Source organism: Streptomyces fungicidicus (assembly GCF_003665435.1).
Taxonomy (GTDB): domain Bacteria; phylum Actinomycetota; class Actinomycetes; order Streptomycetales; family Streptomycetaceae; genus Streptomyces; species Streptomyces fungicidicus.
In genome coordinates, this window is sequence record NZ_CP023408.1 from 791178 (window position 1) to 817609 (window position 26432).

A 26432-nucleotide genomic window follows, 5' to 3' on the forward strand; every position below is an offset into this window, starting at 1 on the left:
CGGGTCTCCTGCTGCCGGGACCTACTCCCTCAGGGCGGCCGACCGCGCGCACAGATCCGCGCGGTTGGCCGCTCCGGTCTTGGTGATCAGGCTCGCGATGTGCTTCTCCGCCGTGCGGGGCGAGATGAACAGCCGGTCCGCGATGTCCTTGTTGCTGAGCCGCTCCGCGAGCAGCCGGAACACGTCGAACTCCCGCACCGTCACACCCTGGGCGCGCAGTTCCTCCGGGATCGCGCGGGTGCCCGAGCGGTGCTGGTGCACCGGGGCGCCGGAACGGCGCAGCGCCGCCCGGCAGGCTCCGGTGACGGCCACGACGTCCCGCTCGTGGAAGTAGTGCTCGGCCTGCCGCAGCCAGCCCACCGGATCTCCCCAGCCGTCCTGGTGCGCGGCGTCCGCGATCAGCCGCAGCCCCAGATGCCGGGCGAGCGGATACGGCCGGGCCGCGGCCAGCGCCGACTCCACCGCCGCCACCGCACGCGGCCCTTCCCCCTCACGGCCCAGCAGCACGGCGTCGGCGAGCAGCACGAACTGGCGGTTCCACCGCATCCGCGCCATCGCCGTGGCGGTGGTCTCCTCGTGCCGGACCCGGTCCGCGTCACCGGCGAGCACGTCCAGCAGCAGGACCAGGCCATGGGTGCCGCCGAGGTGGTAGGTGGAGGGGTTGCCCGCCTCCAGCGACTGCACCGCACGCAGTTCGGCGCGCGCCAGGTCACGGTCCTCCTCCAGCAGCGCGCAGAAGGCCCGGGCGAGACCGAGGCTCAGCGGCTCCTCCTGCGAACCCGCGCCGTCCCACTCGGTGAACGCCGCCAGCGCCTCCTCCATCGCCGCCCGGTCCGCGCGGTGCGCCTCCAGGGTGGCCCGGGCCATCAGGACGTACCGCACCACGGGCGCCAGGCGCAGCCGCCGCGCCACCGCCAGGCAGTCCGCCGCGGCCGACCGCGCGCTCCCGTGGTCGCCGCGCAGCACCGCGTCCAGGACGAGGATGCCGTCCACCGTGTGCACGATGTTCACCGAGCCGAGCCGCAGCGCCTCCTCGCGGGCCGCCAGCAGGCCGGAGGTGTCGCCCTCGGCGAGCCAGGCGTTGCCGCTCATGCGGGTGGCCGCGTACATCCGCTGCAGCGGCAGCCGGTGCCGTTCCGCGGTCTGCAGGGCCTGCCGCAGCATGTCGGCGGACTCCTCGGGGTCCCGCTCGCGGGCGACGGTGGCCAGCAGCTCCCACGCCTGGCAGGCGACGACCGGCAGGCCGTGCCGCTCGGCGGTGTCGGCCGCCGAGCGGGCCAGCTTCTCGGCGTGCTGGGTGCGGTCCGGGCCCGGGGTGTCCAGGGCGAGGTAGGCGGCCGTCACGTCGACGGCCGCCGCCGTCGCCTCGTCCGGGGCCGCCGCCAGGACCTCGCGGGCCCGGACGACCTGCCGGTTGCCGTCGCTCCACCGGCCCGCCGTGTGGGCCACCTTGGCCAGCCGGGTGTGCAGCGTGGCCAGCCGTACGGCGTTCAGCCCGGCCCCGCCCAGCGCGTGCAGGTCCTCGGCCAGGTCGAAGGCGCGGGCGAAGTCGCCGGCCTCCGCCAGTGCGGGCAGCAGGTCCTCCAGCACCGAGGCCCTGGCCTGCGGGTCACCGGCCTCGGACAGCAGCCCCTCGGCACGGCTGAGCAGCGTCACCGCCGAGCCCAGGGCGCCCGCCGCGAGGGCCCGCCCGCCGGCGTCGGCGTACAGCAGTCCCGCCTCCACCCGGTCCCCGGCCTCGCAGCGCAGCCCGGCCGCCAGCGCGCACCAGTCGTCCTCGAGGCCCGGGTGCAGCTCCTCGACGGCGCGCGCGCCGCGCCGTGCCAGCTCCGCCCGCTGCCCCGGCGTCATCTGGGTGAACAGGGCCTCGACGGTGGGGGAGTGGCGGAAGGAGTACCAGTCGGGGGCCGGCTCGTCGGGGATCACCAGCCGGGCGGCGACACCGGCATGCAGATGGCTCAGCAGGGTCCGGTCGTCGACGCCCGTCATGTGCTGGAGCACGGTGAGCGGGAAGCGGCGGCCCAGCACCGCGGCGGCCGACAGCAGCGTCAGCCCTTGCGTGCCCAGCCGGTCGATGCGCCGCAGGATGCCCCGGGCCAGCGTGGAGGAGACGTCCCGCCGCAGATCGCCGACGGTGCGCCAGCCGTCGGCGCCCTGCACCAGGGTGCCCGCCCCGATCATGGACTGCAGCAGCTCCTCGACCAGGTAGGGGCTGCCCGCGCTGTCCTCCCACAGACGCTCCCGGACGGCCGGCGGCACCTCGTGCGGGCCGCCCGCCCCCAGCTGCGCCGACGTCATCTCCTCCACCTGGGACCGGGTCAGCGGCGGGAGTTCGGCGAGGGTGGCCGCACCGCGGCGGCGGGCGGACTGCGCCAGGTCCAGCGCGTCGCTGAAGTCGGTCCGCACGGTGGCCAGCAGCAGCACCGGCGTGTACTCCAGGTTGTCCACCAGGTACTCGAGGACGCCGAGGGTCTCGGGGTCGGCGTCGTGCAGGTCCTCCAGCAACAGCAGTTGCCCCTGCCCGCGCCCGGCGGCCAGCAGCAGCCGCAGCACCGCCTCGCCCAGGATCACCATGGAGCTGCTCTCGCGCTCCCCGGTGTCCCACTCCGGTATCAGCCGCCCCAGGACCGGCCGGTACGGGCCGAGGGCCGCGTCGTCCAGGGGCTCGCCGCCGCGGAACAGCGGCATCAGCGCCTCGGTCAGCGGACGGAACGGCACCGCGGGGCCGGTGGTGCTGCTGCGGCCGCGCAGTACCCGCATCCCGGCGCCGAGCGCGCCGCCCACGGCCTCCGCCGCGAGCCGGGACTTGCCCACGCCGGCCTCACCGACCAGGAAGACGACACCGCCCCGCCCCTGTCGCGCCTCGGCCAAGGCGCTGTCGAGCTGGCTGAGTTGGGGGTCCCGCCCGACGAGGGAAGGCGCATGGGAACGCATGAACGCAGATGATAATCAGGATGTCGGGATCAGGGGCAGACCGCATCGGCGCGGTCACCCGCCGTGAAGCCCCCCGGCCCGCCGCGCCGAACCGCCCTCCGCCGCGGCGGAAGCGGGCGGCCCCGCCGGACGCACCGCGGCGCGGGCCCGTCGCCGGGCCCGCGCCATCACGCGAAGTGACGCCCGAACGGGGTCAGCTCGGCGCCGAGACCGAGGTGTCCAGCGAGGTCAGCGTGATGACGATGCCGCTGGTCAGCACCATCCCGGCCAGGACCCGGGCGCGGGCACAGGCGCGGTTGCGGCCGGTGAGCGTGATCCCGCCCGCCGCGTCCTGCTCCTCGGCGGCGTTCGCGGCGGAGTCGGCGGTGGTGGTGTTCAGGTGCTGGTCCATGGGGGATGCCCTTCTGACGTCCGTACGGCGGGTACGGGGCGGGAGGTGGAAGTGCCGTGGATCTGCGGTGCTCTGCCGGTCAGTCGCCGGGGTGGGACAGGAGCAGGACGGACGGGACGGTGTCGGGATGTGCGAGGCGCAGCAGCCCGTAGCCGATGCCGGACAGCCCGTCGAGCAGTCCGGGGGAGGGAACGTGGTCGGGGGTGGCGCAGCGGTGGTTCTGCGCCTCGACGAGGGCGAGTGCCCGGCCGGCGTGCCGGGTGAGGGTTCCGGCGGCGGCCGTGTCACCCCGTCCGGCGCGGACGGCCAGGGCTTCCAGGGTGCCGAGCGTGCCCTGCCCGAGGCTGAGGTCGGGGCGCACGTCCGGGTCCGCCGGCCGGTCCCCGGCGGACGCTCCGGGTACGGAGGGCAGGTGGGCGGCGACGGCCGCCGCCCCGGCGAGCCCGCGGGACCAGGAGACGTCTCCGGTGTCCCGCGGCGCGGTCTCCAGCAGCGCCCGGGCGGCGGCCGTGTGCGCGGCGGTCTCCCGGGGGAGGCGGGCGGCGTACCGCAGCAGGGCCCACGCGATGCCCGCGGCGCCGTCGGCGAACCCGGCGGCAAGGCCGTGCGGGGCCCCGTCGGCTCCGGACACCGCGCCGAGCAGGCGGTCCGCCAGGGTGGTCGCCAGCCGCAGCGCCGCCGGGTCGCCGGTCGCCTCGTGCACGGCGACGGCGGCGGTCAGGGCCCCGGCCGTACCGCTGCCGAACCCCGGATCGCAGGAGGCGGACGCGGCGTGGCCGAGGGCGGTGAGCGCGTCGGGGAGGCAGTCGGCCGGCCCCGGCCCGAGCAGCGCCGACAGCCGCAGTACCGCGTACACGATGCCGCCGAGACCGTCGTAGGCGCCCGGCCCGGCCGCCGCGCTCAGTTCGGGATCGTCCGCCAGGGCCTTCAGCAGGGCGGGCAGCGGACGGACCGCCTCCCGGGCGAGCGCGGCGTACCTGCCCGCCCCGGCCAGTGCGTCCGTGTGCGCCAGGAACAGCGCCACCCCGCAGTAGCCCTGCGCGAGTCCGGCGCCCATCGGCAGCACCGCCCAGTGCGGGCCGGACACCCTTTCCAGGCCGAGCCAGTTGGTCCGGTTGCCGTCCCGCACCGCGCGGGCGGCGATCTCGTCGGCGATCCCGCACGCGGCGGCGAGCAGCCGGGACGCGTCGGGCGCGACGGCGGGCACCGGCTCCACCGCCAGTTCGGACCGGGGCCGGTCCAGCGGGGAGCCCGCGCCCCGTGCCGCGATCGTGGCCGTGATGATCCACTCCTGGTCGTGGCAGTCGACCTCGTCCATCCGGGCGATCTTCTCCCGCACCGCGGTCATGCCCGCCACCGGCAGCAGACCGGGCAGCCACGTGCCGTCGTCGGCCCGCACCGCGGTCCCCCAGGGGCGGTGGGTGAACAGCGGGACGTCACCGCGCCACAGCGCCGCCGTCTCGTGCTCGATCAGCCGTTGGCGCGCCCGGTCGTGCTCGGACTCCGTCCACAGCACCGCGAAGACCCCTTCCCGGGCGAGCGCGTCGCCCAGCAGCGACGGGTGGGTGGACTCCTCGAGGAGCGTCGCGTACAGCCGGGTGGCGCGGGCGACGAGCCGGGCGGGACGGTCCGCGCCCACTGTCAACGCACCGTCCTCGCGGAGCAGTTCGTGCCCGTCGGCGGCGAGTGCCGCGTACGCGGCACGGAAGCCCTCCAGCAGGGCGGCCCTGTGGTCGGCGCCCTCCAGGGGGCGACCGGCCGGCAGGGGCTGGTTGTGCGCCGCGGGGCTCAGCAGCGGTCCGCGCACGGCCCGCATGGTGTCCAGGCCGCTGTCCCGCCAGTGCAGGCCCTCGCTCGGGTAGGTGCCGTCGGTGCAGCGGCCGAGCGCGGAGATGTCCAGGGCCCCGTGCTCGCCGATCAGCAGGTGCGGCAGCAGGCAGGTGCGGTGCACCGAGGCCCGAAGCGCCTCCGCCGCCGGGTCGGCGCCCGCCGTCATGGACTGCGCGAGCCCGGTGTGCAGCAGCGTCTCGGCGTCCACCAGGACCGGCTGGTCGCCGCAGGCGATGACGTTCTCGTAGTGCATGTCGGCGCCGTCCACCGCGTACAGCAGGGCCAGCAGGGCGCCCTGGCGCCGGTAGAAGGCGTCGGTCTCGGTCACCGAGCGGCACCAGCGGTGCTCGACGAACTCCAGCCAGCCGTACGCCTCGCGGCGCACACTGCGCGGGGTGCGCAGGCCGAGGCCGGGCACCTTGGCGTTGAGCCAGCCCACCAGGTCGTCGAGGAGGGCGTGCTGGCCGAGGGGACGCGGTTTGTAGACCAGCCGCTGCCCGGCGAAGCGCAGGACCGCGACGGACCGGTTGCCCTCGTGGGCGTCCCCGAGGCCCAGGTCCACCGCGGTGAGCGGCCCCGGGTCGCGGCCGTCGAGGAGCCCGGTCGTGAGGTCCTCCCGGTCGGCCGCGAAGCGGGCCGCCAGCTCGGCGGTGGCCGCGGTCGCGTCCAGCGTCGTCTGCGCGAGCATCCGGGCCAGCACCGGACGGGCGGCGAACAGCGCGCCGAGGCCCTGCCGGGTGCCCGCGGCGGCGACGAAGGCGTCGAACCGCTCACGGGGGCCGGCCCCGGAGAGCCGTCCGGCGCGGCGCGCCGTGTCGAGCTCGTGGACCAGGGTCCGCGCCGCCTGACGGACCAGCTGGTGCGTCAGGCGCCGCGCGAACGCCTCCCGCCACACGTCCTGTTCGGCGTCCGAGGGCAGCAGTTCGGTCAGCCGCGCGCTGGCGTCGGCGACGAGCGGCCGGACGACCGGGGCGAAGACGTCGGGCCCCTCGCCCTCTCGGCCGGCCGGCTCCGCCGGCTCCGGGGAGGCGCCGGCCAGGACCGCCTCGGCGTACCGCGCCCAGCCCGGCCGGGCCACCCGGGCGGCCAGCCGCTCGGCGGGCTCGGCGGCCAGCGCCGAGGCCGTGGCCCGGCCCACACCGAGATGGGCCAGCCGCTGGGCGAAGCCCTCGGCGTCCCCGACGGCCCACGGGGCGGGGCCGTCGGCGGCTTCGGCGGGCACCCGGGGAAGGCCGGGGGCGGCGAGCCGTTCCGCGAGGGACAGCGCCGGCGCCCACCACGAGGGCGGGAGGCCGGTGCTCCGGGAAGTCGGGGGGCTGGCGGTCTCAGTCACGAGAAGAAGGTCGCAGACCCCCGGCGACCCCCACATGGGTAAGCGTCCCCCATATTCTGCGCGGCCCCGCCGGCCCCCCGCCCCGCACCGCCCCCCGGCCGACCGAAGCCGCAGGTCAGCGGCGGGGCGCCCGGTCGGTGCGCATGGGTAGCGGAAAGCCGCGGAGAAGCGCGGTTCTGCGCGTTCGGCCCTTGTGCCCGCCCCCGGCGTGTGCGCCGGCCCCCCGCGCCCCCGCTTCCCCCGGGTACGGACCCCCAGGGACCGCCCCCGCCCGCCCCCGCATTGCCCCCTGGACCCTCATCCGCAGATCACCGCCACCGTGCCGGCCGGCCGGCGACCGCCGTGCGACGGCCCGGAAGGCGGTCGCGGGGGAGCCGCTACGGACCGCGCCCTCCCCGCCGGCCGGAAAGGTGGGGACCGGTTACCGATGCCGGCGCACCCCCGCCCACGGCACGGTGGTGCGCAGTCCCCACCGCAGCACCGACCCGGAGCGCGCTCGACCGGGCGGACGAACTTCCAAGGAGTAGCAGATGGGAGCACCCGTAACCGTCGGCGTGGTCGCCCTCGACCCGGTACTGGAAGCCGGCACGCGCACCACCCTGCTGGCCTGCCCGGACCTGACCGTGTGCGAGCCCGTGGACGCGCGGGTCGCCGTCCTCACCGTGGACCGCCCCGGCCCGGCCGAACTCGACATGGTGCGCGCCACCCGCGCGCTGCGGCACAGCCCCGCCGTCGTCCTGGTGGCCGGCGCCCTCGCCTCCGGCGACGCCCTGCACGCCCTCGCCGCGGGCGCCCGCGGCCTGCTGCCGCGCCGGGACGCCGACGCGCCCCGCCTCGCCCACGCGGTACTGGCCGCCTCCCGCGACGACTGCACCCTGCCGCCCCGCCTGCTCGAACAGCTCCTGGACCGCCCGGCCGACACCCGGCACACCCCCGGGGGCTGGACCGACGGCATGCTCTCGGACCGGGAACGCTCGGTGCTGCGGCTGCTCGCCGACGGCCACGAGACGGCCGAGATCGCCCAGCGGCTCGCCTACTCGCCGCGCACCGTTACCACCGTGGTCCACGACATCACCCAGCGGTTCCGGCTGCGCAACCGCGCCCACGCGGTCGCCTACGCGCTCCGGGCGGGCCTGCTGTGACCGCGACCCTGACCGCCGCGCCCCCCGCCCCCGCCGCCGGCGCCGGTCCGAAGGCCGCACCCCTCGTCCTGCGCATCGCGCCCTCGCCCGGCGCGGACCGCGTCCGCTGCGTGGCCCGTCGCGCCGGGCTGGCCTGCGCGCCCGAGCACGCGGGGCCCGGGACCGTCACCGTGATGGCCGCCCCCGACGCCGCCCGGGCCCTGCACGGCAGGCGGGACACCGGCCCCCTGGTCCTCGTGTGCGACACCGTCCGCCGGGCGGACCTCCGGCTCGCGCTGCGGGCCGGAGCGGCAGTCCTGCGGGCCGCCGACCTCACCGAGGAGAACCTGGTGGCCGCGGTGCGGCGCGCGACCCACCCGCAGCCGAGCATCCCCTACCCGGAACTCTCCCACCTGCTGGCCGGCGGGCCACGCTCCGCGGACCCGGCCGACGGCGGCCGGCCGGCCCTGACCGCACGTCAGGCCTCGGTACTGCGTCTCATGGCCGAGGGCCACGGCAACGCGGACATCGCCCTGCTGCTGCGCTGCTCCGAACACACCGTCAAGAACGTCATCTACGAGGTCATGGCCCGGCTCCAGGCCCGCAACAGGGCCCACGCCGTGGCACACGCCGTGCGCCACGGCCTGGTGTGAGGCGATGACGTCCGACGCGGCCGCGGGCGCCCTCCGGCTCCCGCGGCCGGCCGTCCCCGCCTCCCGGAGGCCGTCAGCGGGGAGGCGCGGGCAGCAGCCGCGGCTCGATGCGCTCCTCCACGGCCCGGTCGCCGTCCCGGAACACCACGTAGGCGCCCTTGTCCCGCTGCTCCGCCACCGCCTCGACCAGCTCGGTGCCGCGGTAGACCAGCCCCACGCCGTCGTCGGTGCAGTGCGCCGTCGCGAAGACGCCCTCGGCGACCAGCCGGTGGATCAGCGGGCGCCTGCCCCCGTCGCTGTCGTAGTGCACCCCGTTGCCGTACGGCAGCATCCCCAGCCCGTCGGTGACCGGCCGGAGTTCCGGGCCGAAGGAGTCCGTGGTGCCGCCCTCGTACCAGCACAGGGAGCCCGCGCTCACCCCGGCGAGCACCACGCCGGCACGCCATGCGCGCCGCAGGATCTCGTCCAGCCCGTGCACCCGCCACACGGCGAGCAGGTTGGCCACCGAGCCGCCCATCACCCAGACGACGTCGTGGTCGAGCACCGTGCCCTCTACGTCCTCCACGTTCGGCATCGGGAAGAGGTTCAGCGGGGTGAGGTCGAAGCCCGCCGCCCGGGCGGCCTCGCCCACCCGCGCCGTGACGTGCTCGGCGTCGCCCACCGCCGTGCCCAGGTAGAGGACGCGGGGGCGCCTGCCGTGCACACCGGAGAGATCGACCGCGTGGTGGACCAGGGCGTCGAAGAGAACCCGGGTGCGTGCGCCGACGCGATGACCTCCGGAGGTGGCGACGATGGTCGGTTCCGGAGCGGTCACGCCGGTGATCGTAGCGCGTCAACTCCAGTGTGCCGGTGAGTTATTGGTGAAGGCGTCGCGCTCCCGCCACTCCCGGGGCGGGGATCGCGCGACATGACGGAGGGGACCGGTCCGACGGACCGGTCCCCTCCGTGGTGCGGCAGGCGCCGTCAGGGCGTCCGCAGGGCCACCGCCGCCGCGTAACCCGCCGGGACCAGGACGTCCCGTACGCTCCACCCCGGCGCCGGGGCGGCCGGCAGCGGCCCGGTACCCACGTAGTCCAGCGCCGGATCACGTACCAGACCCGTGCCCAGGCCCTTCAGATAGGCCTCCTTGCGCACCCAGGCCCGGGTGAAGGCGGCCGGACGGCCGTGCGCGGGCAGCAGCGCCAGTTCGTCCGCCTCCGCCGGGTGCAGCGCCGACTGGGCACCAAGCACCGCCCGGTTCGTGGCCAGCCCCTCCACGTCGACGCCGACCGGCGCCGGGGCGAGCGCCACCAGCACCAGGTCCCCGCTGTGCGACAGGGAGAAGTGCACACCGGGGGTGCGCAGGACCGGCCGCCCGTGCGGCCCGCCGCAGCCCGCGCACGGCTCCCGCGACAGCGGCAGCGCCTCGGCGCGCACGCCGAGCAGCACGCTCAGCACGTCCCGCAGCGCCGCGTGCGCGACCACGTACGCGGCCCGGTCGCGGTCGTGCCGGAACGCGCGGGCCCGGGCCCGTTCCTCCGCGTCCAGCAGCTCCCGCGCGTCCCGCAGCGCCCGCTCGTCCTGGGCTCCGACATGGGCCAGGTAGAGCTCCAGCGGCCCCCGCAGACCCCGGGGGCCCGGCGCCCGCGGCCGCTGCCGCAGCCCGGACAGGTCCAGCACGGCCGGGCACAGCAGCCCGGACGGAGCCGTCGGCGGGGCGTGCGCCGGCGGGTCCAGAAGCCGGCCCGCCCGTGGCTCAGGCATCTGCCCCGGCCAGCCGGCGACGCAGGCTGAGCGGGCGCATGTCCGTCCAGATCTCCCCGATGTGGTCCAGGCACTCCTGCCGGCCGCCCCGCCTCCCCTCCGGGTGCCAACCGGCCGGAACCTCGCGGTCCGCCCGCCAGATCGAGTACTGCTCCTCGTCGTTGCGCACCACGAGGTAGACCTCGTCGGTGTCCGGACGGGCCGCGTCGGCGCCCGCGCCGGCCGTGGAGTCGGGTTGCGTCATGGTGAACCTCCCGCAGGTGGTGGGGCCGGCCGCAGGTCGGGGCCGACGCCGACAGCGTGCCGGGCGCCCGCCCGCCACGGGCAGGGACGAACGCGCCGAGCCCGCGGCGCGCGTTGCTGCCGGATCTTCTCTGGTGCCGTACCGGCCCGTCGCGGGACGGTGCTGTCCGGCCGGGGAGCCCGGCGTCCGGCCCGGCGGCCACCGCCCGGCCGGCCCGCACCCCCCTTTCCGGAAGGAGCACGAGATGTCGGACGAGCACGCACCGGTCCTGCTACCGGGCGGAGGCTGGCGGCTCTGGCAGGAGTTCGCGCTGCGCGGCCCCGGCTTCCCCGCCGACGGCGTGCTGCGCCTGGCCCCGCCCGGACTGGCCGAGGCCGCCGACAAGTTCGGCCCCGGCACCGACCCGTCCGGACCCGAGTGGGAGGCCTTCGCCGAGGAGCTGTCGGCGGCGGCCGTGGACACCGCCCGCCACCTCCAGGACATCGCCGGCCGGCCCCGCTTCCAGGCCGCCCTCGCCTGGCAGAACCCGGCCGTGCTGCGCACCGGCATCGCGCCGTTCCTGCGCTGGACGCCGGGCGTGGACAAGCGCAGCAGCATGCCCCGCCAGCGCGAGGAGCTGGTCGCCCACTACTGGCAGCGGTTCTGCGTCAAGAACGACACCATCGGCTTCTTCGGCCCCGTCGGCTGGGGACACTGGGACACGGCCGCACCGCACGCCGTCTCCGTGGACGCCGGCCGGGACTTCCTCGCCGCACAGGAGGTCTACTTCTCCGGCTGGGCCGTCGACGCCCTCGCCAAGGTGCTCGCAGAGGACGCCGGGCTGATGCGGTGGATCCCGCCGCGCCGGATGTCCTTCGTGCGCTGCGAGGACGGCACGGTACGGGTCCCGGGACGGCCCGCCCAGCCGATCGGGGAACTCCAGCAGGCCGTCCTCCGGCTCTGCGACGGCACCCGGCACACGGCCGCCATCGCCGCCGACCTGGACCTGGAGCCCGACGAGGTCGCCGGCGTCGTGGCGGAACTGGCCCGCCGGCGCTGGGTCGCCCAGCGGCTGGAGGTGCCCGCCGCCACCCACCCCGACCTGGCCCTGCGCCGGATCCTCGAGCGCGTCCCCGACGAGACCGCCCGCGACCGGGCCCTCGCCAAGCTCGCCGTGCTGGAGCGCGGCCGGGACGCCGTCCGCGACGCGGGCACCGACGCCGCCGCGCTGACCGCCGCGATCGGCGCCCTGGAGGCCGACTTCGCCGCCCTCACCGACAGCGAGGCCCAGCGCGCCAAGGGCGCACGCACCGCCCCCTGCCGCGGCCTGGTGTACTCCGACGCCCGGCGCGCCGCCACCGCCACCGCCGGCCCCGCCCTGCTGGAACACCTCGAACCCCTCCAGCTGTGCCTGACCGCGGCCCGCTGGATGACGAACCGCTTCGCCGACGCCATCCGCGCCCGCCTGCGCACCGTCCACGACCGCCTGAGCGCCGACGGCGGCCCGGTGGACCTCGCCACCCTGTGGATGCACACCCTGCCCTCCCCGCACCCCGACGCCGGCGACCTGATCGACACCGCCCAGGCCGAACTGCGCGCCAAATGGGCCCGGATCCTCGACCTGCCCTCCGACGCCCGCCGCGTCCGCCTGACCACGGCCGAGCTGGCCGACCGGGTGCGCCAGGAGTTCGCCGAGCCCGGCGACGGCTGGTCCCTGGCCCGCTACATCAGCCCCGACGTGCTGGTCGTCGCCGACGACGCGGACGCCCTCGCCCGCGGCGACGTCGACCTCGTCCTCGGCGAGATGCACTGCGCGCTCAACACCATGGGCGCCTCCCTCTTCGTCCACCAGCACCCCGACCGCGACCGGCTCCTCGCCGAGACCACCCGCGACTTCCCCGGCCCCCGTCTGCTGCCCACGCTGCCCAAGGAGCTGCCCCTGCGCTGGTCCACCCGCAGCCGGCCCTCCCTGGACCGGCCCCAGGACCACTACGTCACGCTGGTCGACCAGACCGGCGACCCGCACCGCCCGAACTCGGTGCCGAGCGCCGACGTCCGCGTCGAGGACCGGGACGGCCGGCTGACCGCCGTACTGCCCGACGGCACCGTCCACGACGTCCTCGACGCCTACGCCAACACCCTCACCCAGCGCGTCATGGACCGCTTCACGCTCCGCCCCGAGGGCGAGCACACCCCGCGCATCACCATCGACCGCATGACCGTCGCCCGGGAGACCTGGCAACTACCCGTCGGAGAAGTCGACTTCGCCGACGAGAAGAGCGAGGCCACCCGGTTCGTCCGCGCCCGGCACTGGCAGCGCCGGCACGACCTGCCCCGCTTCGTGTTCGTCGTCTCCCCGGCCGAACCCCGCCCCTTCTACGTCGACTTCGACAGCCCCGTGTACGTCACCATCCTCGCCAAGGCGGCCCGCCGGCTCGCCCGCAAGGACCCCGACGCCCGCCTGAAGGTCAGCGAGATGCTGCCCACCCCGGAGCAGGCCTGGCTCACCGACGCCGACGGGCACCGCTACACCTCCGAACTCCGCTTCGTCGCCGTCGACCTGACCGTCACCGGCACCCGGGAGGCGTGATGCGCACCGTCGCCGACGACCTCGCCGCGCACGCCGCCCGCCATCCGGCCCGCATCGCGCTGGACACCCCCGCGGGGCAGGTCACCTACGGAAGCCTCGCCGCACGCACCGACGAGCTGACCCTGCTGCTGCGCGCCCACGGCGCCCGGCCGGAGACGGTGTGCGCCGTCGCCGTCGAGCACGGCGCCGACGCGGTGGCCGCCATGGCCGCGGTCCTGCGCTGCGGAGCCGCCTTCCTCACCCTGGACGTGACCCAGCCCCGCGACCGGCTCGCCGCCTTCGTCCGCAGCGCCGGCACCCGCCTGCTGCTCACCACCTCCGCCCACGCCCCCGCCCTCGACACCGACCTGCCGACGATCCTGCTGGACGGTCCCGGCACCCCGCCGGAAACGGCCGCGGCACCGCCCGCCCCGGTCGATCCGCACGCCCTGGCCTACGTCAGCCACACCTCCGGCAGCACCGGCGAACCCAGCCCCGTCCTCGTCGAGCACCACGCCCTCGACGCCTACCTGCGCGACACCGCCCACGCCTTCGGCCTCGGCCCCGACACGGTGGCCCTCCAGGCGGCCCCGCTCGGCTACGACGCGTCCCTCCGGGACACCTTCGCCCCGCTGCTGGCCGGAGGACGCCTGGTGATCGTGGAACGCTCCCGGCTGATGCGGCCCGCCGACTTCGCCGACACCGTGCGCGCCCACCGGGTCACCGCACTGCTCAGCACCACCCCGTCCTTCCTCGCCCACCTTGCCGGACAACCGGATCTGCCCGACCCGCTGGGCGGCGTCACCCTGGTCGCCTCCAGCGGCGAGTCCCTGCGCCCCTTCCTCGCCGCCGGCGGACGGCAGTCGGTCCCGGGCGCCCTCGTCAACCAGTACGGCCCCACCGAGTGCACCATGACCACCACCCGCCACCGCGTCCCCGCCGAACCCGACACGGCCGCGGACGTCGTCGGAACACCCCGCCCCGGCACGGTCGTCCGGGTGCTCGACGCCGACCTCGCACCCGTCCCCGACGGCACGGTGGGCGAGGTGTACATCGGCGGCGCGGGCCTCGCCCGGGGCTACGGCGGGCGCCCGGACCGCACCGCCGAGAGCTTCCTGCCCGACCCCTACGGCCCGCCCGGCGCCCGCCTCTACCGCACCGGCGACCTCGGGCGGTGGGGCCCGGGCGGCCTCACCTACGCCGGGCGCACCGACCGGCAGGTCAAGATCCGCGGCTACCGCGTGGACCCCGCCGAGACGGAAGGAGCCCTGCTCGCCCACCCCCGCGTCAGCGGCGCCGTGGTAACCGCCCACACCGACGACCGGGGACGCACCTACCTGACGGCCCACGTCACCGGCGACCTGGCCGCCACGAAGGACGCACAGCTGCGCGCCCACCTGGCCCGCTCACTGCCCCCGCACCTGATCCCCCGGAACTTCCGTCGCCACGACACGCTGCCCACCACCCGCGCCGGCAAGACGGACCGCCGCCGGCTGGTCGCGGGGAGCACCCGGTGACCGCCACCGGCCTGCGGCCGGCCACGGCCGGCACCAGGCCCGGCCCCGCCGACGTCACCGCGGCCGCCGCCCGCATCGCCCCACACGTCCGCCGCACCCCCCTGCTCAGCGGCCCGGCCCCCGCGGCCCACGCCCCACGGCTGCTGCTGAAGGCCGAACACCTCCAGCACGGCGGCTCGTTCAAGACACGCGGAGCCGCCAACGCCCTCCTCGCACTCGACGCCCAGCGTGTGGTCACCGGCTCGTCCGGCAACCACGGCATCGCCCTCGCCCGGCTCGCCCGCTCCCTCGGCATCCGCCTCACCGTCGTCCTCGCGGCGGGCGCGGACCCCGCCAAGTCCGCCGCCATCCGCGCACTGGGCGCCGAGACGGTCCGGGTGGGCGGGGGAGTGGCCGAGCGGGAGGAACGGGCCGGCGCCCTCGCCCGGGAGACCGGAGCCGTCCTCGTACCCTCCTCGGACCACCGTCTGGTGGTCGCGGGGCAGGGCACGGTCGGCGCCGAACTCCTCGCCGACGCGCCCGAGACCGAGACGGTCTACGTGCCGACCGGCGGCGGCGGACTCCTCGCAGGGATCTGCCTCGCGGCCGCGGACCACCCGGTCCGGATCGTCGGCGTGGAGCCCGCCGACGCCGCCCGCTACGCCCGTTCCCTGGCCGCCGGACACCCGGTCCAGCTGCCGCCCTGCGCCACCGTCGCCGACGGCCTGCGCGGCCAGCGGCCGGGACGCGTCCCCTACCCGATCATCCGTGACCGCGTCGACGACCTGATCGCCGTCGGCGACGAAGAGATCCTCGCCGCCGCCGCCCTGCTGCGCGGCGGCGGCGTCGACGCCGAGCCCAGCGGAGCCGTCGCACTGGCCGGAGCCCTGCGCGCCGGCCGCCGCGAGCGGGCCGTGGCCGTCGTCTCCGGCGGCAACACCCCCGCCCGCCTGCACGCCCTGCACCGTACGGACACCACCCGCACCACGGAAAGCACCGTGGCCACCACCACCGAGGAGCACACGTCATGACCGAGAACGCCGCCACCGCCACCCGCACCGCCGACCTGCTCGTCGACATCTTCCGCGAGGTGCTCGGCCTGCCCGACCTGACCGAGGACACCGACTTCTACGAGGCGGGCGGCGACTCGCTCACCGCCTTCCAGATCACCGGCCGCCTCGAGGAGATCCTCGGCGCGCAGGTCCCGGTCTCCCTGGTCTTCGCCTACCCCACGCCGCAGGACCTGGCCGAGGTCGTCGACACCGACTACGGCCGCCCCTGACCCAGGGCCCCACCGGTCCCCGGCGCCGGCGCGACCCACCCGCACCAGGACCGGGAGCCCGGTGCGGTCCCACCCCTCCACGCCCGCCGCCGGGCAGCCGTCACGCCCGCCCGGCGCAACCGCGTCCCCTTGCCCGCCCGTTCCCCGCCGTGTCCCCGTGCCCGCCCGTTCCCCGCGCCCGCAAGGAGAGCCCCGCCATGACCGAAGACCTCCAGCCGTCCCTCGGCCGCTGGCGCCTGTGGGAGCAGTTCGCCCTGCGCGGCCCCGGCTTCCCCGCCGACGGGGTGCTGCGGCTCGCCCCGTCCGGACTGGCCGAGGCCGCCGACAAGTTCGACACGGACGCCCCCCTCGACGGCTCCCGCTGGGAGGACTTCTCCCGCCTCTTCGCCGACGCCGCCGTGGAGAGCGCGCACACCCTCCAGGACATCGCCCGCACGCCGTCCTTCCGCCAGGCCGTGGCCTGGCAGAACCGCCCGGTGCTCACCTCGGGCATCGCGCCGTTCCTGCGCTGGACGCCGGGCGTGGACAAGCGCAGCAGCATGCCCCGCCAGCGCGAGGAGCTGGTCGCCCACTACTGGCAGCGGTTCTGCGTGAAGAACGACACCATCGGATTCTTCGGCCCCGTCGGCTGGGGCCGCTGGGACGCCGCGACCTCCGGTGCCGCCCTCGACACGGGCTCCGGACTGGTCGCCGAGTCCACCGTCTACTGGGCGAGCTGGGGCATCGACGCGCTCGCCAGGACGCTGGACGCCGACCCCGGCCTGCGCGAGTGGATCGCTCCCCGCCGGGTGCCCTTCGTGACGGTGGACGGCGGCCGGGTCCGCGTGCCCGGCAGACGGCCGGTGACGGTTTCCGCCGACACCGCGGCCGTCCTCGCCCTCTGCGACGGCGTCCGCCCGGCACGGGCGATCACCGACGCCCTCCCGGACCACGACGTGCCCGCCGTACTCGCCGACCTGGTCGCCCGGCGCTGGGTGACATGGCGCCTGGAGGTCCCCGCGGGCACGCACCCGGACCGGGACCTGCGGACCTGGCTGGAGACCGTCGGCGCACCCGGGCCGCGCCGGCGGGGGATCGCCGCGCTGGACCGGCTGGAGGAGGGGCGCGCGGCGGTGGCGGCCGCCCGCGACGTGGACGCCCTGGTCGGCGCGATGACCGATCTGGAGCGGGACTTCACCGAGCTGACCGACACCGCCGCCGTACGGGAGAAGTCCGCGTCGACCGCGCCGTGCCGCGCGCTCGTCTACCACGACTCCCGCCGGGCCGCGACGGCCCGCCTCGGCCCCGAGGTGCTGGAGGCGCTGCACCCGTTGCGGCTCCTCATGGACAGCGCCGGATGGCTCACCTCACGGCTCGCCGCCGCACTGCGGACCGGCATGCGCCCGGTGTACGAACGCCTCGCCGCCGAGGGCCCGGTCGACCTGGCCGCCTTCTGGTTCGCGTGCCTGCCGGTGCTGCACGGCCCCGTGCGCGCCACCGCCGGCGAACTCCAGGAGGAGTTCGCCGCCCGCTGGCGGCGGATCCTCTCGGTTCCCGCCGGCGCCCGCCGCGTGGACGTCCGCTCCGCGGACATCGAGGCCGCGGTGCGGGAGCGGTTCCCCGGCGCCGGCGGCTGGACGGCGGCCCGCTACCTCAGCCCCGACATCATGATCGCCGCCGACGGCACCGAGGCGGTGGCCCGCGGCGACTTCACCCTCGTGCTCGGCGAACTCCACCTGGCCGCCAACACGCTGGGCGCCTCCCTCTTCACCCACCAGCACCCCGACGTGGGCGAACTGATCCGTCTCACCGACCGGGACCACCCGGCCCCGCGCCTGCTGCCGCTGATCCCCAAGGAGCACCGGGCGCGGCTGTCCACCCGGGTCCGGCAGACGCTGATACGGCCCCAGGACTACCAGGTCGCCCTGACCGACTTCACCGCGGACCCCACCCGCCCGCGGGCCGTGCGCAGCGCCGACGCCGTCGTCGAGGAGCACGGCGGCGACCTCGTCGTCCGCCTCCCGGACGGTGCGACGTTCCCCGTCACGGACGTCTTCTCGCACGTCCTGACCACGCTGTCGATGGACCTCTTCCGCCTCCTGCCGCAGGACGACCACACACCCCGGGTCACGCTGGACCGGCTGGTGGTGGCCCGGGAGACCTGGCGGCTGCCGGCCGCCGGCGCCGACTTCGCAGACGAGAAGGACGAGGCCCGCCGCTTCGTCCGCGCCCGCCGCTGGCGCGCCCGACTCGGCCTGCCCCGCTACGTCTTCGTCGTCTCACCGACCGAGTCCCGGCCGTTCTACGTCGACTTCGACAGCCCCGTGTACATCACCATCCTCGCCAAGGCGCTGCGCCGGCTGGCCCGCGGGGACCAGCGGGGCATGGTCACCATCACGGAGATGCTGCCCACCCCCGAGCAGAGCTGGCTCCTCGACGACGAAGGACGGCGCTACACCTCGGAACTCCGCTTCGTCGCGTTCGACACGGAAGCGGGCTGACCGGGCCGGCCCCGCACCGGCGTGGTGGACACGCCGGTGCGGATCGGCCACCCGGCACCGCACCGTCAGGCCCTCTCCGACGTGCCGGCCGGCCGGTCCGCCGTCACCAGCCACGACGTGCTGCGCAGCCGGACCGTGCCGTCCGCCGCCTCCTGGTGGCGCAGGCGCTCCGTCAGGCCCCGGCGGGCGCGGTCCCGTGCCGTGGCGTCGGCCTGCTGCATCAGGTGGCGGCCGGGGCCCGTCCCCAGCAGGAACTCCGCCGCGTCCTCGGCACCGGCGCCCCATGTCCCGTACACCTGTGTCCGGGTGAGGGTGATGCCGGTGAACCCGGCCGCGCTGAGAACGCCGCGGATGCGATCCGGCGCGGCCAGGGAGAACATGCCGGGCGACCCCGCCCGCCCGAAGTCGCCGACCGGCAGGAAGTCACCCAGTGACGTCACCGCCGTCACCCAGTCGTTGAGCACGGCGTCGGCCGGGCAGACGAACGCCAGGCGCCCGCCGGGACGCAGCGCCCGGCCGATGTTGCCGAAGGCCGCCACGGGGTCGGCGAAGAACATCACCCCGTAGCGGCTGATCGCCGAGTCGAAGGAGCCCGCGGCGAAGGAGTGGACCTGAGCGTCGCCCTGCACGAAGGAAACGTTGGCGACGCCCTCCCGCTCGGCGCGGATCCGGGCCTCGGCGAGCATCGGGCCGGACAGGTCGAGGCCCAGCGCGCGTCCGCGGGATGCCCGGAGCGCGGCAAGACGTGTGGTCTGCCCCGAGCCGCACCCGAGATCGAGGATCCGCTGCTCCGCGGTGATTCCGGCGGCGTCGAGCAGCGGCTCGTCGAAGCCTCCGTTCACGGCGTTCCACCGGTCCTGGTTGCGCGCCCAGTGGGCTCCCTCCGGGCCGTTCCACGCCTGCGCCTGCTCGGTGTTGACGATGTCGGACACGGATGCCTCCTGTGCGGGACGACGAGAGAATGGGCGTGCGCCCAAACAGTATGGGCGTATGCCCAATCCCGCAATCCCGATTACCATCGACCGGGGGGTGCCGGCGGAACGGAAGAGAGGCCCATGTCACCGCGCGGAGTGGCGACGCCCGACGTACGCGAGCTGCTGTTCGCGGCCGCCGAGCGCGTCGTGGAGAGAGAGGGGCCCGGCGCGCTCACCAGCCGGTCCGTCACGACCGAAGCGGGCTGCGCCAAGGGGCTGTTGCACGCGCATTTCGCGGGGTTCGACGAGTTCGTCGCCGAACTCTGTCTCGACCGGTTCGCCCGGACGGCGGTGAAGGCGCGGGCCCTGTCGGGGCTCGCCGGGCAGGGCACCGTGGCGCGCAATCTCGAGGCCGTCGCCCTCGCGCTGTTCGACCCCGGCGGTCCCGCCCTCTCCGGCCTGGCCATGACCCGCCCCGCCGCCGCGCTGCGTATCCGCGAGGCACTGGAAGGCGGCGCGCCCGGTTTCACCGCGATCCAGGAGGCCATCACCGGCTATCTGCAGGCCGAGCGGCGACTCGGCAGGGTGGCGGAGACCGTCGATCCCGGCACCGTGGCCCTCGCCGTCGTCGGAACCGCCCACCACCTCCTGATGACCAACTGGCCCGGCGCACCCGACCCACGACCCTCCATGAAGCGCGTGGTGACCGCGCTGGTGGCCGGCTGAGAGCCGCTTCGCAGCCTCGACGCCGGCTGCGTCCCGGTCAGGGAGCGGACCGCAGCGGCGGGGCCTGCCATGTTATCGCCGGTGGCTGGAGCAGGGGCGACGGCTCGGGACCAGGGTCCTCGGTGTCGACGACTCCCGCGGCCGCGTGGTCGAAGCCGGCGGGCCAGCGGGTGCGCTCGCTGGCCAGGGCGCCGGTCAGGCGTGCTGCGACGAGGTCGGCGGTGCTCAGGTCGGTGCCGCGCAAGTCGGCCATGCGGAGGTCGGCGCGGTGGAAGACCGCGCCGTGGGCGCCGGCCTTGCGCAGATTCGCCTCGCGGAGGTCGGTCCCGGTGAAGTCGGCGTCACGCAGGTCGGTTTCGACCAGCTTCGCGGCCCGCAGATCGGCCAGAACGCAGCGGGCCCGGCGGAGAACCGCGGTGGTGAGGTCGGCGTGCCGCAGGTTGACCGAGACCAGCGAGGCCTGCGTCAGATTGGCGTGGTACAGGCTCGCCGCCTCCATGCACGCGCGGTCGAAGTTGACCTCGGGGAACCACAGTCCGTCGCAGTCGGCCCGGCGCAGATCGGTGCTGCTGAGATTGACCCAGGACTGCTCCCGGTCACGGCACAGCACCCCCAGCGCGGTCAACGCCACCTGGGCGTCGGCCGCACGGGTCTCCAGGGGCGCGATGTCGTTGATCGGCACGTCCGCCGCCGGTGACTCCGGCCCGGCGGGCGGCCAGGCCAGGTGCGTACGCAGATACGCGGCCTGGATGGAGATGATGGCCTCGCGGTCGCGGGCGGACTGCTCCGCGATCCGCCACAGCGCGTGCAGCCCGCCGATGCGCACATCCAGCTTGTCGCTGCCCAGTTGGTCGACGGCACGGCTGAACCGGTCGGTGACGTAGCCCTCCTGGGTGGCACGCAAACCGTCCTGGCTCACTCGCAGTTGCCGCCAGGTGGCGTACGCGCCGAAGAGCACCACCAGACCGCCGACCACCTGCAGAAGCGTCGTGCGGACATCGTTCACCGCCTTCAGCCGGTCCTGCGCGGCGACGCTCGCCCCGGAGAGATCGTGGTCGACCACGACACCCGGCAGCACGACGAACACCGCGCCCAGGACGGCCAGCCCCGCCCCGGCCAGCAGACTTGCGGCGATCCGCCGCCCGGCCGGCCCGCCGGGCCATGCCCGCCGCCGACGGTCCGGTTCCCCCATCCCCATGAGCATGAGAGCCTAGGCGCCGCCCAGAAGACGATCAACCGTGTACGGGCAGCCGCCCGCCGCCGGAAGAGTGGATCCATGCGCCGACTTCTCCTGCTCGCCCCGCTGTTGCTGTGCTGCGTCGGCTGCGGGGTGGTGCAGTCCTCCGAGGACGAGGCGACGGACGCCGCACGCGAGGTGGCCAGGAAGGCGGGCGAGCAGCTCTACGGCCAGCGTCCGCGCACGGCGGAGGAGGTCGGCCGCTCCGCTTCCCGCATCGACGGGGTGGAGGTGCTGCGGGTGACGGGCACCTCGACACACGACGGGGACGGCGTCGAGGTGATCGTCCGCACGTCCGGATCGGCGTACGACGGATGGCTCGACCCCGAGGAGATCGCGGTGCGGCGCTGTTTCGCGGTGCGGGTGTCGCCCCGGTCGGAATGGCGTGAGGAGCCTCGTGACGTGGACTGCCCGGACGGCCCTCCGCCGACTTTCGCCCCGCCACCCGAACCGCCCCGGCTGCCGTACGAGGAACTCCGCGCAAAACTCACCGGCGTTCCGGAGGACGGCCGGGTGGACGAGCCGGAGGTGCGGCGTGCCCTCGCCGCCCTTGACCTGGATCCGGCGGTCCGTACCGAGGTGAAGGCGGACGGTGGCCGGGTCGGCGTTCTCCTGTCGGTCAAGGGCAACGGCTTCGACCCGCAGGACTGCCTTCTCGCCCGCGTGAGCCCCGGCGCCACCGAGGTGTGGGTGCCGCCCCGGATCCAGCGGATGCCCGGAGAGGGCGGCTGCTCCGTCGGCAACGCCCTGGACCCGCAACCGGCGCCGCACTGACGGAACCTAGTCCGCCTTGCTGTCATCCGGTGACGATGCGGCGCCCCGCTTCGCTCACCCGAAAAGAAAGCACGGTGATCCTTCCGGGAATCGCGCCCATCGGCATTGCTCCGATCAATCCCGCACCCTTGGCGTCGGTTTCGTGAAGAGGCCATTACGCAGAAAAACCCTCATGGCCACAACGACGTGTCTCGCCTTCGGCCTCGCCGTTGTGCCCGCAACCGCCAATCCCTCGACGTCGTGGACCGCGAACCCCAACCCCGCCGCCATCAGCGGGGTGAACAGCGGTCCTACGAGCCTGACCGCGGGCGTCCCGCTGGTCTGCACGCAATCCTCCCTCCAGGGCTCGATGTTCAGCGCCGTCGGAAATCCGGCCACGGTGGCGACACTCGGCACACTGACCTTCGGCAGCACCACCTCGCCCTGTCAAAGCGTCCTCGGCGGCGCGACCTTCACGCCCACCGCCCCGTGGCGTTTCGTCGCGCAGGACCACAACCCGGCCACGGGCGTCACCACCGGCTACCTCGAAGGCGTCCAGCTGAGCGTCGCCGTGTCCTTCTGCCGCTTCACCACCGCCGGCAAGGCATCCGCCACCTACCGCAGCTCCACCGGCGTTTTCTCGGTCAACAGCGTCCCCGGCGAGCTGGCGGTGACCGGCGCCCTCGGCTGCGGAACGACGATCACCACCAGCACGCTGCCGGTCCTGAAGGGCAACTTCCTCATCAAGATCCTCGGCACCTCCACCGCCCCCACCCTCACCGGCTCCAACCCGTGAGCAGGCGAAGCGAGGTTTAGCGTGGACCCATGTCCGAACGCATGTACATACTCCACATCACCGAGCGCTCCTCCTGGGAGGCGGCCCGCGAGCACGGCGAGTACCGGATGTCCACCCGTGGCCGCACCCTCGCGCAGGAGGGCTTCATCCACTGTTCGACCCGTGCCCAGCTCCCCTCCGTGGCCGCCTTTCTGTATGGCTCCTACGAGGGCCCTGACGAGTTGGTCGTGCTCGTCATAGACCCCGGACGGCTCGACGTGCCGGTGAAGTACGAGGCTCCGAAGCCCGGCGCTGAGAAGTTCCCGCATGTGTACGGGCCGATTCCGGTGGACGCGGTGGTGCAGGTGGAGCCGTGGCGGTGAACGGCCGCAGGTGCCGCGCCCGGGGTCGGCCGACCGGCACGTGCAAGGGCGCGCAGGTCACCGTTGGCCGGTGAGCGCGACATCGAGGTTCGCGACGTACCGCGCTTCGGCCTCCTTGCGGACGTCCGCGAACCTACGGTCGACGTGCGCGTTCACCGGCCGCCGGACCGCCGTCAGCTGGTGCGGTTGTAGATCGCCGTTCCGGGACAGGCGGTGTAACCGAGACGCGTTGCGCAGCCGGAGTACTGGCTGGAGCCGTTCCACCATGCCCAGCCGCCGATGGTGCGGCCGTTCAGCCAGGTGTACTGGCCTACGTAGTTGGCGTCGTACGTGCGCAGGCTCCAGTGCACGTGGGCACCGGTCGCGGAACCACCGGCGCAGGTGTCGGTGCCGATGTTGCCGAGCAGGGCGCTGCTGGAGATCGCCGTCCCGTTGTAGTAGGTCGCATTCCACATGTGGTAGTAGTCCGTGGAGAAGCCGCCGGGGTGGATCACCCGGGTCCAGCCGCCGCCGGCGCCGCACATCGAGGTCGCCGTGCCCTCACGGGATGCGCGGACTCGCCCGCTGGCGTTGCCGCCGGCGAAGTCGAGGGCGCTCCAGTAGCCGGTCGCGCCGTCGTGCGCGTGCGGCCCACCGGTCAGGGTCATGTAGTAGTCCGGCATCCAAGGCAGCAGCAGCCCGTTGGTGTTGGCCAGCGCGCCGGTCGGCGACACCCGCGTCCCAGGCGTCGCCTTGTGCTCGGCGTATGCCGTCATGGTCTGCCGTTCCGCCTTGCCGACCAGCGGGGACCGGGCCACGTAGTCGGCGAACTCGCGGTCGCCTTCGAGGCCCGAGGTCCATCGCCCGTCCTTGCGGTGGGCGATGTAGAGCCAGCCCTCCGGCTCGCCGTGCCGCTTGCGCGACGCCTCGACGTAGGCCACGCCTCGGGCCCAGTCGCGCGAGACGGTGCGCACGTCGACGACCACCTCGCGGCCCTCGGCGGCGAGCTTCGTGACGGCGGCCTCGGGGGCGAGTCCCCTGGCGTCGTGGGACCGGGAGAGGACGTCCGCGGAGACGGCGTCCATCAGCGCCTTGCGGCCGGTGCCGAGACGGTCGGCGACGGTGTCCGACATCTTCACGGTGACACCGGCGGACGGAGACTTGGAGGCGGCCGAGGAGACCGTGGACGAGCCCTGGCCGATGGCCGGCGCCGAAGGCGCGGCGGCGAACAGCCCGGTGACGGCGAGTGCGGTGACGGCGATTCTCATGGAGAGTCTGGAGAACATGGGCGGTGTTCCTTTCGCGAGGAAGAAAGGCACGCACAGGCACCGGTCCAGATGCCGCAGGGGGTTCCACATGAGTGCGGTCGCCGTGTCCGGGATGTCCGGAGCAACGCAAAGCCTTCGGGCACGCCAAGAAGGGGCGCGTCCAGGTGAGTCGCGGGTGTTCCTGCCGTGGGCGAAGTGAACCGGAAAGCCGCCGTCGTCTTGCCGGCCGCCGATGGTGCGAGAACGAGTACTCGTCCTGACGCGGGTTGACGTGTACCTGTCCAAGTGTCATGTGACTCGTCAACGCGTGTCAACCAGCTCAGGATGTCGTCATTCGTCCGCCCAATGACGGTGGAGCGGACGCCACCGGGAAGCGTCCCGCTGCGGCATCGCCGCGGCGACCGGCCCCGTCCGCGACAAACCCGCCCCGGTTCTCACTCCGGAGCGGGCACGTCGTGGTGTCCTCGGGTCACTTCCGCCAGAACAGGTGGTGCGTCACACCGCTCGGGCTGGGCACGACGTCGAGGTGGAACCGGTCGAGCAGTTCGTCGGGGGAGTTCCAGAGCCGCAGTCCGGAGCCGAGCTTCACCGGTGAGACCGTCACGTGCATGGTGTCGACGAGGTCGGCGTCGAGGAACTGCCGGATGGTGGTGACCCCGCCGCCCAGGCGGACGTCCTTGCCCTGAGCCGCCTCCCGTGCCTGCTCAAGGATCGTGGCCGGATCGCCGGCGACGAAGTGGAACGTGGTGTCGGAGAGCGTGAACGAAGGGCGCTCATGGTGGGACATGACGAACACCGGTGTATGGAACGGAGGTTCGTCACCCCACCAGCCGCGCCACTCGTGGTTCTCCCAGGGCCCGCGCTGGGGCCCGAACTTGTTGCGTCCCATGATCTCGGCGCCGATGTTGTGCGTGTAGTCGCGGGTCAAGTAGTCGTCGAGGCCGCGGCTGCCTCCGGGGTCCGTACGCATGGGCCAGCTGGCGGTGGCGCCGGCCCAGGCGAACAGCCTCGCGGGATCGACGCCGCTACCGAAAGGATTCTCGAAGGTCTGGTCCTCGCCGGCACCGATGCCGTCGCTAGAGATGTTGAAGTTCTGGACTCGCAGTAGCTGAGTCACGTGATTCCTCCCGCGTGGACAATGACGGTGCTGAGACTCTCCCGGCCGGGAGAATTCATCGCTGTGTCCAGGATCCACCGATTACCGGAGTTGGTCGAAGAGGGCGAGGGCTTCGGCGGGGTCAGGGCTCACGAGGCGTTCCAGACCGGCGGTCGTGATCTTCGCCCACCTGCCGGCCCGTTCCCACATCCGTTCCTCGAAGGCGCGGACGGCCTCGTTCAGGTCCTCGGGGCCGGCGGCGATCGACTCGGCGAGTTCGGCGCCTTCCAGCATCGCGAGGTTCGCGCCCGCCCCCAGCGGGGGCATCAGGTGGGCGGCGTCGCCCAGTAGCGTCACCCCGGCGACATGGGTCCAGGTATGGGCAACGGGCATGACGTAGAGGGGGCGGTGGACGAAAACGGAGCCGTGACGCAGGAGGCCGAGGACGGGAGCGGCCCAGCCCTCGAACAGAGTCAGCAGACTCGATCGCACGGCCTCCGCGTCCGCCAGGTCCAGGTCCGAGTGCCAGTCCAGCGGCGCGCGGAACTGGGCGTACACCTTGACGTGGCCGCCGCTGTTGCGCTGCGCGACGAGGGCGCGGTTCACGCCGTACACGGCCATGGAACCGTCGCCGATCAGCCGGGCGAGGTCGGGGTGCCGGGTGTCGACGTCGTCCAGGGAGGTCTCGATCAGGGTGACGCCGGTGTACTGCGGCGTCACGGACGAGACTGCCGGGCGGACCCGGGACCAGGCGCCGTCCGCGCCGACCACCAGGTCGAACGTCTCCTGCCGCCCGTCCGTGAAGAGGATCAGTACACCGTCCCCTGACCCCGGCACCACCTGCGTCACACGCCGTCCCCACTGGACGTCGAGAGTGCCGAGCAGCAGGTCACGGAGTTGCCCGCGGTCGATCTCGGGATTGGCCCGGTCGCCTGGACGGGGCCGCCAGTCGCGCAGGACGGTCCCGGCGGTGTCCAGGATGCGCATCGCCTGCCCCTCGGGACGGGACAGCGCGTGGAACCCGGCCAGCAACCCCGCCTTGTCCAGAGCGAGCTGGCCCAGCCCTTCGTGCAGGTCCAGGGTGCCGCCCGGGGGCCGGGCGTCGGGGGAGGGGTCGCGTTCGAGGACAGTCACAGGGTGGCCGTGACGGTGCAGGACTCGGGCGAAGGCAAGGCCGGCAGGGCCGCTCCCGACTACAGCGATGCGATGTCTCATGGCGATACACTGTATTTTCTCGATACACTGC

The 26432-nt window shown here is 74.7% G+C and carries 22 protein-coding genes; 11 read left to right on the forward strand and 11 right to left on the reverse strand.

Annotated features, from left to right (window positions below; translation table 11 throughout):
• Positions 1 to 21 precede the first annotated feature (21 nt).
• The 3 genes from CNQ36_RS35665 to CNQ36_RS33805 form a co-directional block, all read right to left on the reverse strand.
• Positions 22 to 2934 carry a helix-turn-helix transcriptional regulator gene (locus tag CNQ36_RS35665; protein WP_121549512.1) on the reverse strand — a complete coding sequence of 971 codons (2913 nt, stop codon included), beginning with the start codon at positions 2932 to 2934 and terminating at the stop codon, positions 22 to 24.
• Positions 2935 to 3127: 193 nt separating this feature from the next.
• Positions 3128 to 3325, reverse strand: a complete 198-nt coding sequence (locus tag CNQ36_RS33800) for a hypothetical protein (RefSeq protein ID WP_121549513.1) — start codon at positions 3323 to 3325, stop codon at positions 3128 to 3130.
• A 79-nt stretch (positions 3326 to 3404) separates the two neighbouring features.
• Entirely contained in the window at positions 3405 to 6488 is a 3084-nt protein-coding gene (locus CNQ36_RS33805) for a type 2 lanthipeptide synthetase LanM family protein (RefSeq protein ID WP_240659538.1), read from the reverse strand.
• A gap of 530 nt (positions 6489 to 7018) precedes the next feature.
• Here CNQ36_RS33805 and CNQ36_RS33810 point away from each other — a divergent pair.
• A complete protein-coding gene (locus tag CNQ36_RS33810; RefSeq protein WP_121549515.1) occupies positions 7019 to 7630 on the forward strand; it encodes a response regulator transcription factor in 612 nt (203 codons plus the stop codon).
• Positions 7627 to 8262 carry a helix-turn-helix transcriptional regulator gene (locus tag CNQ36_RS33815; RefSeq protein WP_240659540.1) on the forward strand — a complete coding sequence of 212 codons (636 nt, stop codon included), beginning with the start codon at positions 7627 to 7629 and terminating at the stop codon, positions 8260 to 8262. Before CNQ36_RS33810 ends, CNQ36_RS33815 begins: the two co-directional genes overlap by 4 nt.
• Before the next feature lie 73 nt (positions 8263 to 8335).
• On the opposite strand, the gene CNQ36_RS33820 is transcribed toward CNQ36_RS33815, so the two are convergent.
• The 3 genes from CNQ36_RS33820 to CNQ36_RS33830 all read right to left on the reverse strand — a co-directional run bounded on the left by CNQ36_RS33820 (position 8336) and on the right by CNQ36_RS33830 (position 10249).
• Complete coding sequence (locus CNQ36_RS33820) at positions 8336 to 9076, reverse strand: Type 1 glutamine amidotransferase-like domain-containing protein (RefSeq protein WP_121549516.1); 741 nt, start codon at positions 9074 to 9076, stop codon at positions 8336 to 8338.
• A 149-nt stretch (positions 9077 to 9225) separates the two neighbouring features.
• Positions 9226 to 10005 (reverse strand): 4'-phosphopantetheinyl transferase family protein, encoded by a 780-nt coding sequence (locus CNQ36_RS33825; RefSeq protein WP_121549517.1) that lies wholly within the window; start codon positions 10003 to 10005, stop codon positions 9226 to 9228.
• Positions 9998 to 10249: an MbtH family protein gene (locus CNQ36_RS33830; RefSeq protein WP_121549518.1), complete on the reverse strand. Its 252-nt coding sequence runs from the start codon at positions 10247 to 10249 to the stop codon at positions 9998 to 10000. Before CNQ36_RS33830 ends, CNQ36_RS33825 begins: the two co-directional genes overlap by 8 nt.
• Before the next feature lie 244 nt (positions 10250 to 10493).
• On the opposite strand from CNQ36_RS33830, the gene CNQ36_RS33835 reads away from it, so the two are divergent.
• From CNQ36_RS33835 to CNQ36_RS33855, 5 genes are all read left to right on the forward strand, one after another.
• Positions 10494 to 12818 carry a lantibiotic dehydratase gene (locus CNQ36_RS33835; RefSeq protein WP_121549519.1) on the forward strand — a complete coding sequence of 775 codons (2325 nt, stop codon included), beginning with the start codon at positions 10494 to 10496 and terminating at the stop codon, positions 12816 to 12818.
• On the forward strand, positions 12818 to 14314 hold the full coding sequence (locus CNQ36_RS33840; protein WP_121549520.1) for an amino acid adenylation domain-containing protein: 1497 nt from the start codon (positions 12818 to 12820) through the stop codon (positions 14312 to 14314). The genes CNQ36_RS33835 and CNQ36_RS33840 overlap by 1 nt, the downstream gene beginning before the upstream one ends.
• Positions 14311 to 15324, forward strand: a complete 1014-nt coding sequence (locus tag CNQ36_RS33845) for a threonine ammonia-lyase (RefSeq protein ID WP_121549521.1) — start codon at positions 14311 to 14313, stop codon at positions 15322 to 15324. The genes CNQ36_RS33840 and CNQ36_RS33845 overlap by 4 nt, the downstream gene beginning before the upstream one ends.
• Positions 15321 to 15575, forward strand: coding sequence for an acyl carrier protein (locus tag CNQ36_RS33850; RefSeq protein WP_040905218.1), 255 nt, complete (start codon positions 15321 to 15323; stop codon positions 15573 to 15575). The genes CNQ36_RS33845 and CNQ36_RS33850 overlap by 4 nt, the downstream gene beginning before the upstream one ends.
• Before the next feature lie 197 nt (positions 15576 to 15772).
• Entirely contained in the window at positions 15773 to 18055 is a 2283-nt protein-coding gene (locus tag CNQ36_RS33855; RefSeq protein ID WP_121549522.1) for a lantibiotic dehydratase, read from the forward strand.
• A 65-nt stretch (positions 18056 to 18120) separates the two neighbouring features.
• On the opposite strand, the gene CNQ36_RS33860 is transcribed toward CNQ36_RS33855, so the two are convergent.
• The gene (locus tag CNQ36_RS33860; protein ID WP_121549523.1) at positions 18121 to 18987 is read right to left on the reverse strand and encodes a class I SAM-dependent methyltransferase; all 867 of its coding nucleotides are present in this window, start codon (positions 18985 to 18987) and stop codon (positions 18121 to 18123) included.
• A gap of 123 nt (positions 18988 to 19110) precedes the next feature.
• Here CNQ36_RS33860 and CNQ36_RS33865 point away from each other — a divergent pair, with 123 nt between their 5' ends.
• Positions 19111 to 19695 carry a TetR/AcrR family transcriptional regulator gene (locus CNQ36_RS33865; protein ID WP_163013471.1) on the forward strand — a complete coding sequence of 195 codons (585 nt, stop codon included), beginning with the start codon at positions 19111 to 19113 and terminating at the stop codon, positions 19693 to 19695.
• Positions 19696 to 19732: 37 nt separating this feature from the next.
• Here CNQ36_RS33865 and CNQ36_RS33870 read toward each other — a convergent pair whose 3' ends face one another.
• A complete protein-coding gene (locus tag CNQ36_RS33870) occupies positions 19733 to 20887 on the reverse strand; it encodes a pentapeptide repeat-containing protein (RefSeq protein WP_390339851.1) in 1155 nt (384 codons plus the stop codon).
• Positions 20888 to 20971: 84 nt separating this feature from the next.
• On the opposite strand from CNQ36_RS33870, the gene CNQ36_RS33875 reads away from it, so the two are divergent.
• The 3 genes from CNQ36_RS33875 (at position 20972) to CNQ36_RS33885 (ending at position 22843) form a co-directional block, all read left to right on the forward strand.
• Positions 20972 to 21706 (forward strand): translation initiation factor IF-2, encoded by a 735-nt coding sequence (locus CNQ36_RS33875; protein WP_121549525.1) that lies wholly within the window; start codon positions 20972 to 20974, stop codon positions 21704 to 21706.
• A 172-nt stretch (positions 21707 to 21878) separates the two neighbouring features.
• Positions 21879 to 22481, forward strand: coding sequence for a hypothetical protein (locus CNQ36_RS33880; RefSeq protein WP_338058025.1), 603 nt, complete (start codon positions 21879 to 21881; stop codon positions 22479 to 22481).
• A 29-nt stretch (positions 22482 to 22510) separates the two neighbouring features.
• Positions 22511 to 22843: a DUF952 domain-containing protein gene (locus tag CNQ36_RS33885; RefSeq protein WP_121549527.1), complete on the forward strand. Its 333-nt coding sequence runs from the start codon at positions 22511 to 22513 to the stop codon at positions 22841 to 22843.
• Between the two features lie 173 nt (positions 22844 to 23016).
• On the opposite strand, the gene CNQ36_RS33890 is transcribed toward CNQ36_RS33885, so the two are convergent.
• From CNQ36_RS33890 to CNQ36_RS33900, 3 genes are all read right to left on the reverse strand, one after another.
• On the reverse strand, positions 23017 to 24108 hold the full coding sequence (locus CNQ36_RS33890; RefSeq protein WP_121549528.1) for a M23 family metallopeptidase: 1092 nt from the start codon (positions 24106 to 24108) through the stop codon (positions 23017 to 23019).
• A 451-nt stretch (positions 24109 to 24559) separates the two neighbouring features.
• Positions 24560 to 25207, reverse strand: coding sequence for a dihydrofolate reductase family protein (locus tag CNQ36_RS33895; RefSeq protein WP_121549529.1), 648 nt, complete (start codon positions 25205 to 25207; stop codon positions 24560 to 24562).
• Positions 25208 to 25288: 81 nt separating this feature from the next.
• Entirely contained in the window at positions 25289 to 26401 is a 1113-nt protein-coding gene (locus CNQ36_RS33900) for an FAD-dependent oxidoreductase (RefSeq protein ID WP_121549530.1), read from the reverse strand.
• Positions 26402 to 26432: the final 31 nt, after the last annotated feature.

Bases quoted from the DNA above. Each gene is read 5' to 3' on its own strand.
- CNQ36_RS33865 (WP_163013471.1), top strand. From the start codon at position 19,111: ATGTCACCGCGCGGAGTGGCGACGCCCGACGTACGCGAGCTGCTGTTC.
- CNQ36_RS35665 (WP_121549512.1), bottom strand. From the start codon at position 2,934: ATGCGTTCCCATGCGCCTTCCCTCGTCGGGCGGGACCCCCAACTCAGC.
- CNQ36_RS33800 (WP_121549513.1), bottom strand. From the start codon at position 3,325: ATGGACCAGCACCTGAACACCACCACCGCCGACTCCGCCGCGAACGCC.
- CNQ36_RS33885 (WP_121549527.1), top strand. From the start codon at position 22,511: ATGTCCGAACGCATGTACATACTCCACATCACCGAGCGCTCCTCCTGG.
- CNQ36_RS33825 (WP_121549517.1), bottom strand. From the start codon at position 10,005: ATGCCTGAGCCACGGGCGGGCCGGCTTCTGGACCCGCCGGCGCACGCC.
- CNQ36_RS33840 (WP_121549520.1), top strand. From the start codon at position 12,818: ATGCGCACCGTCGCCGACGACCTCGCCGCGCACGCCGCCCGCCATCCG.
- CNQ36_RS33890 (WP_121549528.1), bottom strand. From the start codon at position 24,108: ATGTTCTCCAGACTCTCCATGAGAATCGCCGTCACCGCACTCGCCGTC.
- CNQ36_RS33850 (WP_040905218.1), top strand. From the start codon at position 15,321: ATGACCGAGAACGCCGCCACCGCCACCCGCACCGCCGACCTGCTCGTC.
- CNQ36_RS33835 (WP_121549519.1), top strand. From the start codon at position 10,494: ATGTCGGACGAGCACGCACCGGTCCTGCTACCGGGCGGAGGCTGGCGG.
- CNQ36_RS33870 (WP_390339851.1), bottom strand. From the start codon at position 20,887: ATGGGGGAACCGGACCGTCGGCGGCGGGCATGGCCCGGCGGGCCGGCC.
- CNQ36_RS33855 (WP_121549522.1), top strand. From the start codon at position 15,773: ATGACCGAAGACCTCCAGCCGTCCCTCGGCCGCTGGCGCCTGTGGGAG.
- CNQ36_RS33900 (WP_121549530.1), bottom strand. From the start codon at position 26,401: ATGAGACATCGCATCGCTGTAGTCGGGAGCGGCCCTGCCGGCCTTGCC.
- CNQ36_RS33875 (WP_121549525.1), top strand. From the start codon at position 20,972: ATGCGCCGACTTCTCCTGCTCGCCCCGCTGTTGCTGTGCTGCGTCGGC.
- CNQ36_RS33830 (WP_121549518.1), bottom strand. From the start codon at position 10,249: ATGACGCAACCCGACTCCACGGCCGGCGCGGGCGCCGACGCGGCCCGT.
- CNQ36_RS33810 (WP_121549515.1), top strand. From the start codon at position 7,019: ATGGGAGCACCCGTAACCGTCGGCGTGGTCGCCCTCGACCCGGTACTG.
- CNQ36_RS33880 (WP_338058025.1), top strand. From the start codon at position 21,879: ATGGCCACAACGACGTGTCTCGCCTTCGGCCTCGCCGTTGTGCCCGCA.